Origin of the sequence: Candidatus Lokiarchaeum ossiferum (genome assembly GCA_025839675.1) — an archaeon.
Taxonomy (GTDB): Archaea; Asgardarchaeota; Lokiarchaeia; order Sigyniarchaeales; family Promethearchaeaceae; genus Lokiarchaeum; species Lokiarchaeum ossiferum.
In genome coordinates, this window is record CP104013.1 from 5,131,717 (window position 1) to 5,145,290 (window position 13,574).

Below are 13,574 nucleotides of genomic sequence, written 5' to 3' on the forward strand. Positions count from 1 at the left end.
GTGAAAAAAAAATATTAGATCAATCGATAAATCCGATATATTCTAAGATTCCATTCAATGCTGTTTTAGAATCTGGATCTTCAGGATTATTTTTCAATTTTTTCTTCAAGAAGACGATTTGTCCTGCTTTTTGTTCAATTTCAATAATTAACGTTTTCCAATTTTCAAAATCATTAATTATGTTAGCAACAACTTCATCTTCCTCAAAACTAATTCTTTTAGATTTATTTTCCTCGTGTCGTCTCTGTTTTGAACCCTTCTGGTTTCTTCTTGGCCTTTGACTGGAAATGTGGCGGTTGAGTCGATGATTTGCATTGTTTATCAACCGTTTTATGAAAGTTTGATTGTTCAAGATTTTGCGTATATTTTCTTCCAAAATTTGTTCATATTCATCAATCGCTGCCGGATTCAGATCTTTTCCCATGAAAATTTCCCGTAAGATGTTGTAAGTACGATCTAGGTCGTTATTTAACGGAGTAACTTCCTTTTTAAACCGATCTCGTTCAGCAATTAAATTTGCTTCTCCTGCTACTTCAGTAGATTGAAAAATTTGCATTTCTGAATCATATACTCCTTTTAATGCTCCTTTCTCAAGCAAAGTTGATAAAATTTTCTCAAAGAGAAGGATATCATCCTCTGATGGAGTAATTTCTTCGATGAAAGACTGCATATCTATATAAGTTTTAGATTCTAGCATTCGATTTTGGATCCCTTTCTCTGTTAAAAAGATTTTATCTTCCTTAATCCAGACACCATCGATATTTTTGTCTTCAATTAACTTTTTAATACTACTTAAAATTATTTTATCTGCACATCTTAGGCGAGATGCGATTTTTTCAATGGATAATTGAGATTTTATCTTTGAATCTCTAAGGATAATGTTTAATATGTTATTTTCTTCTTCTTGAATTTTTTTTGGTGAGAAAATGATTTTATTATTCACAATTAAATACGGTTTTTCAAAATCATTCACAAAAGCAATAAATTCCTTATAATCCATCTGAAGATCTCGAATTACTGGTTTAATCTCAAATTCTTCTTTATTTTGTAATACTTCTTTTAATTTATGTAGTTTTTCATCTACTTTGCGAGCAATCTCTTCTTTTTCAATTTGCAATTCTTCTGCTAAACTTTCAATCAATATATTTCGTTTTTCAGCAATGGGTTCCATCTGAATTTTATTGATTCTCTTCTTAATTGCTTTAGCATAGAAGAATTGGGATTGATCTTTATTCCAGAATCCATTTTTATGTTCGAATTGTTCTTTCGTAAATCTTAGAAGAATTACTTCTGGAATTTTCATTTCTTTCGATCGTTCAATAAGATTAAACTCTCCAATTTGTTCGCAAGTGTGGAGAACTTGTTGGATTCGAGTTTTCCCCAAATTTGTTAGCCAAATATGATCACTTTGATAAGGTGTGAAGAAATTTTTTCGACAGTAATCTTCTAAAAGGTAAAAACTCTCTTGACCATACTTTTTCCGATAGATTTTTAGATCTACTACATTATCTTTGGAAGCAATGCTCTCAATTTCTTTAGTTATTGCATTAAATGTGAAGTATTGGTCTTTATTTGAATTAAAAACCCCTTTAAAGGATGTTTGAGTTGCCAAACTTTCAATTATTTTATGAAAAACATTTTTATCTAAATAAGATTCAAATTGAGAATAATTTAATACTCCCCGTCTTCGTAAATGCTGTGAAAGATCATTTTTCAAGTAATTCCAGCTATAAAAATATTTTTTGCTTAGCACTCCTTCGATAATATGTTTTGCCAATAGATCTCTTAAGAGAACTGCTACAATACTGCTATGGGAGATTCCGACATGCTTAAATGTTGCAATTATTTCTTCGATTTTTAATTTTTCTTGAGCTAAAAAGGATTGAAGTTCTTGTTTTTCAAATTCTAGCATTTTTTTATGATTTTTTTCAGTGTACAGAAAATAGTAAATTTTATTTTCATCAATATTCCCCGTTAAATAATCTTCAACCTTTTCCACATTCAACCTTTCTGCATCCGCGAGTTCATTTAAATCTGTCAATCGAATGAGAGGAATACGTTCTTTTATTATTTTCTCGATCTCTTTTTTATTAAATTTCTTTTTCGAACGGTTTTTCAGTTTTGGAATTTCTAATTCGAGTAATTTTAGGATGGTATCACTTCGTTCAGGGGATTTAGAATCGTGATAAGCTTGAATCAACGTAGATACGTAAGAACATAAGATTGATAAAGACATTTTTGGCTGTAAACGCAAGAGAATTTTCTCAATTGCATTGATCACTTCTATGTGGGTTTCCGTGGAAAGCACTTTTAAGAATAAATCCAATTCCAATAACAATTGGTTATCCATGGTTTCTGGAAATTGTTCTAAGAAAAAACTAATATTTTGCCTGATTTCTCCTTCTGGATCTTCCAATAAGTGCAGAAATGATGCAATTTCCCCAAGATCAATATCCAAATTGTCAGTAATTCTATGTAAAAAATATGATCCCACAATGATTATTGAGTTTAAACGTTCTTTTATAGAAGTATGCTGTAGAAAAGGGAAGATTGCCTTAATGGAAGATGGGTTGAAATCCTCTGGCCTTTCTTCTGCAAGTATGCTCAAAATAAAAAGAAGTATATTTGCTTCTGAAGTATTAATTTCTAATAGAGCGATGATATCTAAAAGATATTTTGGAAATTTCTTAAAATTGCCTCGTTCATAATCTTTATTTATATTTTTCACTAATTTTGTGAGTTTTTTGTCCGTTGTGCTAGGAATCTCGATTAACATTGCATTTCACTGATAGAACGTTTCTTCTTTCTATCAACTAAAGTGTCAAACCAAAAAAAACTGTTGGTATCATTCCCTTGGCGACCTTCAAGAAAATAAATTCGGAAAAATTTTTGCTAAGTGAGTTGGAATTTCAGTAATATCTGAAAAAATAAAGCTAGGTCTCAATTTTTGGATCTCTTCTGGGTCACCATGGCCTTTTGAACAAGCAATTGAAGTGACTTTAGCTTTTTGAGCCGCGATAATGTCAGAGATATTATCTCCCACAAAAGCGACTTTTTTTAAATCAAGTGAATCCCATTTGAATTGATTTTTTAATCGATCCAGTAATCCTAGTATTGGTTTGGGGCTGGGTTTAGTGCCTAACTCTTTTCGATCCTTACGTGTGACCATATTTGTAAAATAGCGCTCCGCATTTTTTTTGTGTAACCATTTCATTATCCGTTTTTTCCCTGAATTGGTCACAATTCCCAAGATGATCCCTTTTTCAATTAATTGGTTGAATGTACTGGCGTAGTTGGGATAGAAATCGCTGTGAATCCATTCGAGCTTTCTGGATAATCTTCCAGTTTGAATGAAAAATAACAAGCGTTTTAACCGTTTAGGAAGAAGCTCTGTGAAATATGAATGTAACGCTTTTATTAAATCTCGATTTTTAGGTTGTGTGGCCTTTTCGAATAGTCGGATTATGTCCATTGGAGTATAGTGTTTCAATATTTCTTTATTCCATTGATATTTATCATCTTTCATAGAAATTTCCATTGCCATTAAAGAACCAGTTGAATTTAGAATTACACCATCGAAATCAAAAAGTATTATTGGTGGATGAGCAGTTTTAGATGACACAATATCACTATATCATATAAGGAAGCACCACTAAAAAGGGAATGGATAGAAAAGAAAAAAAATACAATTATGGGTGTATTGTTTGATTATTGCTTCTTTTTAGGAGGAGCAATACAACAGCCACAGCAAATGACAATTAATCCGGGAATTAGTAAAATCAGCGAAATTTTGTTTATCAAGCTTACTAACGGTCGATTAGGGTTTTCATAGATTTTTATTCGGATGGATGCTGAAGATACATTATTGAACGATAAAACCGTGAAATTATAGACCGGGTCAACATCTGCTGTTCGATCTTGTTCCATTTCGTTCAAATGCATTGTTGAAGAAGTACCGTTGAAATTACTTATAGCTAAATTTCGTGAAAAAGAAAGTTGTGTACACTCACTATATACAGTAATTCTACCATCCCTAACATCTGAATTTGGGCCTACTGCCTCTAAATAAATTCTAATGTCATAATTATTTCCTGCCGTCATATATCCATCCATATCATCAAAGACAAGTGTTGAATTTACTTGAAATGGATAAAATGATTGTTCGGATTCGTATACATTTGATTTCTCATAGATACTATTAGAGAGAACTAATCCTGCGATAGAAGGGATGCACATGATCAATCCAATTATCAATACACATGTACCTATAGTTCTCCGTAACCCCGTTATAGGGTTCCCAAATCCACTAAATTTCTTTATGAAACTCATAGTAATTATTTTTTCTCTAAAACTTATTAATTTATCGTTAATCGTCTTTTTTCTATTAAAAAATCAAATGAAATGTGGTTTTGACTAAAATAGTGTTAATCATCCATATTTGGGAAAAGTTGGTTCAAAATGGATGGAATTTCATTTACATCCTTCAAAAGAAAATCTGGTTTCATGATTGATAATTCTTCAGGATACGCATGGCCGCTTTTCACAGCAATAGATTTTACTCGTGCTCTTTTGGCCGCTAAAATATCCGTAATATTATCACCTACAAAAGCTACGCGATTTAAATCTATTCTTCCCCACTTATAATGGCGTTTCATTTTAACTAATAATCCAAATAGTGGTTTCGGACTTGGTTTTGATCCTAATACTTTTCGATCATCCCGTGATGTATAAAATTGAATTAAATGCGATAGATTGGCAAGTTCTAACCACTTTTTTATCCGATATCCGTAAGAATTTGTAGCTGCTCCTAAAATGATTCCTTTTTTGGCCAATTTGTTCAGGGTTTCTCCAATTCCTGGAAAAAAATGACTATATTCCCATTCAATTTTATTCACAGTTCGATTATATTTAGCTAGAAAAAGAATGCGACTTATTCGACTTGGAATTAACTCAACTAAATTCTGCATCATTGCTTTTATTGTTGCATAATTTCGGGCTCGTGCTCCCGATTCTACTAAGCGTAAAACTTCCAATCCCGTGGTGGTACTCGCCACAAGATGATTCCAACGATTTGTACTATCTGTCAAAGCTTGCATTGCGACCAATAAATGTGCCCGGGAATTTAACAAGACTCCATCTAGATCAAACATAATAATTGGGGGATGTTTCTTCGCCATAGCAAAATTTTCTCCATGTTATCAAGGAGTCGAATCTTAAAAAATTCAACCAAAAAGTAATAGATATCTAAACAGAAAAAACGTTTATGTGGAGTAGATGCCAGTGAAAAATATTTTTGATTCCTTAATATTAATTAATGGGTTTTTTGATCTTGGGAATCAGTTCGTTTTCAAATTTATCCACAATTTTATCGGTATGAAATTCAAGGTCATCTTGCCAATAAGGATCCTTCAATTGTTTTTCTTCAATCCAGACGTTTCGATCACGTAATAATGAAGGCGGTTCTTCTGTGGAATCATCCCACTTCTCTAATAAATCCTTAACCCATGATTTTGGTAAAGGTTCTGAAATTGTTTGTCCAAGCATTTGAGCTAAAAACATTGTCCACGTGCGTGCAACAACGCCGATGTTGTAGCCTCCTCCTCCGACTGCAAATAATTTATCATTGCAATATTTGGGGGTGTTTTCTTGGACAATTTTGAAAATTTTTTCCTGTCCTTCAGTTGATAATCCCATATTTGTGATTGGATCAGCAAAGTGAGTGTCTACTCCCGATTGAAGTAAAAGTAAGTCTGGTCTATATGCATCCATAACTTGAGGCACAATTTTCTCAAATGCTTGTAAGTATACAGAATCAATAGTTCCAGGAAGCATTGGAAAGTTTAAAGAATATCCCTTTCCCGATTCCTTTCCAGTTTCTTCGACATGTCCTGTTCCAGGAAATATTGTTCTACCATCTTGATGGAAAGATAAAGTTAGCACGTTTGGATCATCATAAAAAATCCATTGAACGCCGTCACCATGATGTGCATCAATATCTAGATACATTATACGAATGTTGGGGTATTTATTTTGCAAATATTTAATTGATATTGCAATATCATTGAATATACAAAATCCTGAAGCCATTCCAGGCATGGAATGATGCAAACCTCCAACAATATTAAAGGCTCTTGTTTTTTCATTTTGCATAATATAATCTACCGCTGTTATGGATGCTCCGCTTACAGCTAATGCTGCATCATACATACCAGGAAAAATTGGATTATCCCCAGGCCCCAAACCATATTCAGGTAATGCCATATAGGAAGGTTTTTTTAACATATTCAATTCCTTCAATTTTTCTACATAATCTTTTTGATGAACTCGCAAAATATCTTCTTCTTTTGCAGGTTTGGGAGTTAAAATCTGAATTTGCGGATGTGAAAGTAGATTGTAGGCTTTCATTAAAGAATAAGTTAACTCTATTCTAAGAGGGGTGAGTGGATGTCCTTCACCAAAATTGTATTGGTTGAAATTTTCACTATAAACAAAACCCGTTTCCATAGGTGTAGGTTATTCTTACAAGATAAAATAGTTTCGTTTTGTAAAGAAAAGTCAATAAAATCGTGCAAAAAATTAGCTCCGTATCGATGGTTTCTCGATAATAATTTATATTAAAATCCAAATATCTTTTATTGAAAGAATTTTTTAATCATCATCTTTAAGATACCCACCTAACGACTTCGCATCTTGTCCTTGCTTTTTGATAGTGATTGAAGATCCAATTCCTAAAACTTGTCGCTCAATTTGTTGGATTTCAGTAACAGAAATCACTCCACGTCGGATCATTCCTTGTCGTAAATAACTAATCAAAAGATCGATTTCACTAACTATTTGAGGTGGAAATAGATTTTGGCGGATTAAGTTATAGGTTTGGACACTGTGAGCTTTTATATTGAGAAGATATTGGAGGGCATTTGGGGCGAGTAAAACTTGCATAACTTGATCAATTTTATCCGCTAATGTGGGGATTTTATGTTCGGATTGTTGCTCTGCTTGTTGCTTTTGCTTCAAAATGGCTTGCATTCTTTGCATTCGCAAACGTTTTAATTCATGATCTTCGTCGTTACTCATAAAAACCTAATTAAGTAACTCTAGCAAAATTCATAAATTTTGCCTCATTTACAAAACTCAAAGTATTAATTAGAACAGTGTTTCTTTTTTTTGTATTTTTGAGGTTATAACATGAAATTATCTCCCAATCTCACACCCCTTAACATAGTGTATCCGACAACAAAACAGATACCCAAAAATTTATTAAATACACCAATTGCAGAGCAATTTGTGCCCGAATCAAAATTAATCCCATTTCGAGAACAATTCACAAACGAATCCCACCCCCATACTATCAAGCATATGCACTACCAGTTTGGAAGCATCAATAAACGTAGAGCAGTTAAATTTTATTATAAAAAAAAACCGTATAGGCTTGTATACTCCAGTGCTAAAGATGCTTTTGCAGAAAAGTTAATGAATGCTACCCCTCCTCGTACTAAATTCCCCCCTACGACTGTATCATCCCCTATTGCAAGATCTTTAAGAGAATTTGCACTAAAATGGATTGTGGAAGAATTTTTTTCAAAAATTGGATATATGTCTTTCGATGAACCGATCCTTGATGGAGTTAATCCTGATTGTTTTATCATTCCTTCCAATCAAGCTAATAAAGTATTAGATTTAAATCACAATCCAGTTGTTGATGAGAGAGGACTTACTGATGTAGAATTAAAAGATGCGATCTTTGTAGAGATTAAAGCTTATCATCAATCAAGTTTAATTGGAGAAAAAGAAGTTCTCCAATCTTTCAATTATGCCGTGAAAGGTAGAAAAGCAATGCTAATTACTACTGGGACGTATGGTAAATATGATTCCTTTAACATTCTTAATAATTCTAAGAACATACAGAATCATCAACTTGGTGAAGATTACGATCCTGAAGTGTATGAAGATTTTGTTCAAGCAGTGAAAAATAAGTCCCGAAAGTTAATTAAAAAGATTGATATGGGCCAAGGTCAAGATTCATTTGATACTCGTGGGATATATATCTCTGCAGGGAGTAAATTAAAGAAAACTTACAAATACACCAGCTGTTGGCCTAACAAGATTACGTATGTGAAACTTGAAACACCAGAAGCTATCAAAGCTTTTCTCTCTTCTGATGATAAATTGGGGCTCGTAGAACCAGATGCATTCTGGGAATTATTGAACTCTCAGAAGCAGACCAAATTGGCCGACTTATTTAAACGCATTCAACAATCATATTTGGAAGAAATCATAATTAATCCCACTTTACTTTATCCTAAATAGTCTCTTTTTTTTATACATTCGCGAAGATAGGAAGTAATAATATGGATCTTTCAGAATTTCCAGAATCGAATTTGCCCGGAGATGATTTTTCCGATGTGGATTATCAATACATGCGAGCTGCTGCAGAGCAAAGCGTTTTATTTTCTAAAACAGAGTGGAATGTTATTTTATCGCAACATGCTGAATTTCTAAAGACTGGAGGTGGTGGGGGTAAATGGGAAACAATGAATCTTAATGGAGTAATTTTAGGTTTATATGCGGGCCCATCAGTATCTACCGGTGCTCAAGCTCTATTAAATAATCGGAACTTAACTGGCGTCAATTTATCCAATATTGTTCTTGCTTACGCCAATATGGTCGGGGTGCTTGCCCAAAACCAGAATTTTTCTCATTCCAATTTGAATCATATTTTATTCACCGATAGTTTTCTTGAAGGATCGGATTTTTCAAGAACCAATTTAATGGGGACTGATTTTTCACGCTCTCAATTGAAGGGATGTTCTTTCCGAAATGCCAATCTTAAATATTGTGACTTTGAAAATTGCGATTTAACGGATGTGGATTTTACTGGAGCTAAGTTGGCTCATTCACGATTTCCAGGTGCAATCTTAAAAAATATTCTTAGATAGAAACAAAATAACCAATTTTTCTTAGATTTATTATGATTTTTAGGATACAATCGAATAAAATGAATTGAGATAACAGTATTTTGTCTTTTTGATCCCATATTTGACTAAAAACCTTTATACCAATTTTTCTTATCTGTAATTATAAATAGGAATTAGGGATATTATTGACAACTGATAATCAAGATATAACCAAAATTGTAATTGGAATCGATTTAGGCTCCATAACGGCTAAAATTATTTTTATGGATCAGAATAAGAAGTTAATAGAACATCATTATTTGCGGCATAAAGGTCGCCCTGGAGAAACTTTAGTAAGTGTTTTAGAAGATATGTTTTCACGATATCCGAAAGAAAAAGTATATTCTGTAGGAATAACGGGATCTGGAGGAAAACGGATTGCTCCCTTTATAAATGCAACTTTCATTAATGAAGTTATTTCTGAAACCTTTGCAGTTAGTCAGCTTGTCAAAGATGCACATTCGATTATCAATATTGGGGGACAAGATTCGAAATTAATTGATTTACATACTCGAAATAACGGCAAGGATTTTATTATCGAAAATTTTGCTATGAATACTCTATGCGCAGCTGGAACAGGTGCATTTTTAGATCAACAAGCAACTCGATTAGGGGTCAATATTGAAGGTGAATTTGGGGAATTGGCATTAAAATCGAAAAATCCTCCTCGAATCGCAGGAAGATGCTCCGTTTTTGCAAAAAGTGATATGATTCATTTGCAACAAAAAGGTACTCCTCTCCATGATATCGTATCTGGCTTGTGTTACGCGATGGCGCGCAATTTTAAAGCTACAATCGGTAAAAATTCAGAAATTCAAAAAAATGTTGCTTTTATCGGAGGAGTCGCAAATAATAAAGGTATGGTAAAAGCCTTCCAAGATGTTTTAGAACTGAAGGAAGGAGAATTAATTATTCCGGAGCATAATTCTTTAATTGGAGCCATTGGAGCCGCTTACAATGTGTTTAATTCTCCATCTCAATTACCAGACCTTGAAACAATAAAACATGATCTTCAGAAAATCGTAGATGTGGAAGAAGGCTTAGCTCCATTGCATATTCAAGAACATCATCTTCACCCTGTTAAAAAAACAACCTATTTTTCCCCAGGAGATCAGAAAACAGATGTCTATCTTGGTGTTGATGTTGGATCTATAAGCACCAAAGTTATTTTGATTGACACAGAAAATAATCTACTCGCTGAACGATATTTACGAACTGGTAGCCAACCAATTGATGCCGTAAAAAGAGGTCTTAAAGAAATTGGTGAAGAAATGGCTGAACACGTAAATGTTCTTGGGGCTTGTACGACTGGATCTGCCCGGTACCTGATTGGTGATTTTATTGGAGCTGATCTAGTGAAGGATGAAATAACGGCTCATGCTCGAGGTGCCAAACAAATTAATCCAAATGTGGATACAATATTCGAAATTGGTGGGCAAGATTCAAAATATATCAGCATTGAAAATGGGGCCATTGTGGATTTTGAAATGAATAAAGTGTGTGCCGCTGGGACAGGATCCTTTTTGGAAGAACAATCTGAACGATTAGCTATTGATATAAAAAATGATTTCAGTAAATATGCTCTTAAAGCCCAAGAGCCAAGTCTTTGTGGGGAACGGTGTACCGTTTTTATGGAATCTGATATTATTCATCATCAACAAAAAGGAGTTCCGAAAGAAGATATTGTCGCTGGGCTGGCTTATTCAATTGTTTATAATTATATTAATAAAGTTGTGGAAGGTAGAAAGATCGGGGAGACCATTTTTTTACAAGGTGGCGTAGCATTCAATAAAGGAGTGATTGCTGGATTTGAAACCGTACTGGGAAAACCTGTCATCGTACCTCCTAATCATGAACATATGGGTTCCATTGGTGCAGCATTATTGGTAAAAGATATTCAGAATGGGCAGCCATCTAAATTCAAAGGATGGAATAGTGCTGAGCAAGAGTATAAAATTATGACGTTTGATTGTAAGCATTGTGCCAATAATTGTACAATAAATAAAGTGACAATTGGAAAAGATTCCGTATTTTATTATGGAAGTCGGTGTGATCGATATGACAAGAAAAGTACCGATGAAATTGTGATTGAGGTTCCCGACTACTATGAAATTCGTGATATCCTTCTAAGAACATCTTACTCAAAACATATCTCCGCTGGAAAAGGGCGAGGAAGGATCGGTATTCCATTATCAATGACTATATACGAAGATTATCCTGTATGGAATGCCCTTTTTACTGAATTGGGATATGAAGTTATATTATCCGAACCTACTAATAAAAGTCATATTGAAAGGGGGTTGGAGTCGGTGGTAGAAGAAACTTGCTTCCCAATTAAAGTTCTTCATGGACATGTCCTCGAATTGGTGGATAAGAAAGTTGATTACATATTTCTTCCTTTTATGATGGATATGTGGAGTGATAATCCCCGTTTATCGGAAAGTCTCTTATGTTCATATGTTCAATCTTCACCAGATTTACTAAAATGTGCTTTTAATTGGGGTGATCTTGGCATTCGAGTTCTCTCTCCTGCAATTAAACCTTCAGTTGGTGATAAATTTGTCGTGAATGAACTATATAAAGTACTTGGTCCAGAATTACTCGTATCCAAATCTGATATTGCGCATGCCTTGCAAGTTGGAAAGCAAGCATTGAATCAATTTAGAGAAAATATGGTAAAAGAAGGGGAAAAAGCACTTTCTGAGTTAGGTGAAGATGAATTTGCTATTGCGATAATTAGTCGTCCCTATAATGGACCTGATAGAGGTATTAACTTAGATATTCCGAGAAAATTTAACAACTTAGGTGTTAAAGTTATTCCCATGGATTTCTTACCTCTTGCGACTGTCGATGTTCAAGAAGAATTACCCACAATGTTTTGGTGGTTTGGTCATCGAGTTTTAGGAGCTGCCAAAATCATAAGGGATCATCCGAAACTATATCCCGTTTATATCAATAACTTTGCTTGTGGACCAGATTCTTTTGCCTTACAATATTTCTTATATATGATTGGAAACAAACCAAATCTTATCTTAGAAATTGATGAACATAGTGCTGATGCAGGTGTTATGACTCGAGCCGAAGCCTTCTTAGATAGTATCAAGTACTTAAGAACTCAATCAACCGATTATAAAACAAGAGATCTTATTATGGGCAAATCTGCCGATGTTGTTGGTAAAAACATATTAAAATCAGGGAAAAAGTTATATTTTCCACCAGTAAATCGTGATCATGTTTTTACTTTGGCAGCAGCGTTTAATGCTCATGGATTAAATACTGAAGTACTTCCCGATACGGATGATGAAAGCTTAATTTGGGCACGAAAATACACCAATAATAAGGAATGTTATCCCTACATAATTATTACCGGTGACATCGTGAAAATGACTCAACAACCAGGTTTTGATCCCGATAATTCTGCTTTCTTAATGCCTGCAGGAAATGGAGTTTGTCGTCTCAATCATTATGATTCCATGCAGAGAATTGTGTTCAAAAAACTCGGTATCGAGCAAGTTGAATTATACGCGCCAATTGCAGAAAAAGCAATCACTGACATGGGCAAAGTAAATTTACGATTACCAATCGACTGTTGGAATGCAGTCACTGCTGCTGATTGTTTATTCAAAGCTTATCATCAAACTCGCCCTTATGAAGTTAAGGTTGGACAAACTGATGAAGTTTATGCTAAATTGAAAGAACTTCTTAATTCTACCGTTCTCAATAAAGGCAATGTCATTAATACCATGAAAATTGCGCGGAAAGCCTTTGATGAAATTAAAGTGGACAAATCTATTGCAAAACCCAAAATTGGAATTATCGGAGAATTTTATGTCCGGTGGCACCCCTATAGTAATAGTAATATTCTACAATTGATTGAAAAATTAGGGGGTGAAGTAGTATGCCCTTCGGTAGCAGAAAATATGCTTCACTTTAATCATACGATTCGGGATGATACAAAGCGTAAGAAGAAATATGTTGAATATCTCACTCAGAATCTTTCGGGACGTTGGCAGGTTTTTCAAGAACATCGAATTTATAAACCATTTGCCGATTTTCTAGAAATATATCCTGAACCATCAGTTCAAGAACTAGAAGATTTAGCACAACCCTATGCAAGTGAAATCAATGAGAATGAAATTGTTATTTCACTCGGAAAAGCCCGTTGGTTATTAGAAACTGGGAAAGTTCATGGTATTGTAAATCTCATTCCATTTACTTGTCTATTAGGTACTCCAATTGCTGCGATGTTAAAACGTTTAAAAGAAGATTTTCCTAATGCTGCCATTACTACCTTCAAATTTGATGGAGCTGCAGATGTTAATATCCTCACTCGTTTAGAAGCTTATATGCACCAAGCGCACCAATACGTGCGCACTGAAGATCAACCTCCTCAGAAATTTGATCCGAAAGGTAATCAAATGGATGTTGAATGCAATTAATAATTTAATCTGTCCTTCTTTTTTACTTTATCTTTTATTATTTCATAGATCAAAGAAGCTTTATAAAACCTATTAATTTTTTTACCTTGTAATCTGTTATAATCATTTGTCAAAGAAATCCGATTGGATAGATGACTATGAAAAAAAAAACGAACTATTGATGTGAAGTTGAAAATAAAAA

At 33.9% G+C, this 13,574-nt stretch carries 9 protein-coding genes; 3 read left to right on the forward strand and 6 right to left on the reverse strand.

Going from position 1 to position 13,574, the window contains the following annotated elements; all coding sequences use genetic code 11:
• Nucleotides 1–19 precede the first annotated feature (19 nt).
• The 6 genes from NEF87_RS22000 to NEF87_RS22025 all read right to left on the reverse strand — a co-directional run bounded on the left by NEF87_RS22000 (nucleotide 20) and on the right by NEF87_RS22025 (nucleotide 7,074).
• Nucleotides 20–2,776, reverse strand: a complete 2,757-nt coding sequence (locus tag NEF87_RS22000) for a hypothetical protein (RefSeq protein ID WP_457917513.1) — start codon at nucleotides 2,774–2,776, stop codon at nucleotides 20–22.
• Between the two features lie 87 nt (nucleotides 2,777–2,863).
• Nucleotides 2,864–3,622 carry an HAD family hydrolase gene (locus NEF87_RS22005; RefSeq protein ID WP_457917514.1) on the reverse strand — a complete coding sequence of 253 codons (759 nt, stop codon included), beginning with the start codon at nucleotides 3,620–3,622 and terminating at the stop codon, nucleotides 2,864–2,866.
• Nucleotides 3,623–3,708: 86 nt separating this feature from the next.
• Nucleotides 3,709–4,329 (reverse strand): hypothetical protein, encoded by a 621-nt coding sequence (locus NEF87_RS22010; RefSeq protein ID WP_457917515.1) that lies wholly within the window; start codon nucleotides 4,327–4,329, stop codon nucleotides 3,709–3,711.
• Between the two features lie 95 nt (nucleotides 4,330–4,424).
• A complete protein-coding gene (locus NEF87_RS22015; protein WP_457917516.1) occupies nucleotides 4,425–5,177 on the reverse strand; it encodes an HAD family hydrolase in 753 nt (250 codons plus the stop codon).
• A 130-nt stretch (nucleotides 5,178–5,307) separates the two neighbouring features.
• The gene (locus NEF87_RS22020) at nucleotides 5,308–6,504 is read right to left on the reverse strand and encodes an acetoin utilization protein AcuC (protein ID WP_457917517.1); all 1,197 of its coding nucleotides are present in this window, start codon (nucleotides 6,502–6,504) and stop codon (nucleotides 5,308–5,310) included.
• Between the two features lie 144 nt (nucleotides 6,505–6,648).
• On the reverse strand, nucleotides 6,649–7,074 hold the full coding sequence (locus NEF87_RS22025; RefSeq protein WP_371803687.1) for a hypothetical protein: 426 nt from the start codon (nucleotides 7,072–7,074) through the stop codon (nucleotides 6,649–6,651).
• A gap of 111 nt (nucleotides 7,075–7,185) precedes the next feature.
• Here NEF87_RS22025 and NEF87_RS22030 point away from each other — a divergent pair, with 111 nt between their 5' ends.
• The 3 genes from NEF87_RS22030 to NEF87_RS22040 all read left to right on the forward strand — a co-directional run bounded on the left by NEF87_RS22030 (nucleotide 7,186) and on the right by NEF87_RS22040 (nucleotide 13,393).
• Nucleotides 7,186–8,307: a hypothetical protein gene (locus NEF87_RS22030; protein WP_457917518.1), complete on the forward strand. Its 1,122-nt coding sequence runs from the start codon at nucleotides 7,186–7,188 to the stop codon at nucleotides 8,305–8,307.
• A gap of 41 nt (nucleotides 8,308–8,348) precedes the next feature.
• On the forward strand, nucleotides 8,349–8,936 hold the full coding sequence (locus tag NEF87_RS22035) for a pentapeptide repeat-containing protein (protein WP_371803689.1): 588 nt from the start codon (nucleotides 8,349–8,351) through the stop codon (nucleotides 8,934–8,936).
• A 164-nt stretch (nucleotides 8,937–9,100) separates the two neighbouring features.
• Nucleotides 9,101–13,393, forward strand: a complete 4,293-nt coding sequence (locus NEF87_RS22040; RefSeq protein WP_457917519.1) for an acyl-CoA dehydratase activase — start codon at nucleotides 9,101–9,103, stop codon at nucleotides 13,391–13,393.
• Nucleotides 13,394–13,574 lie beyond the last annotated feature (181 nt).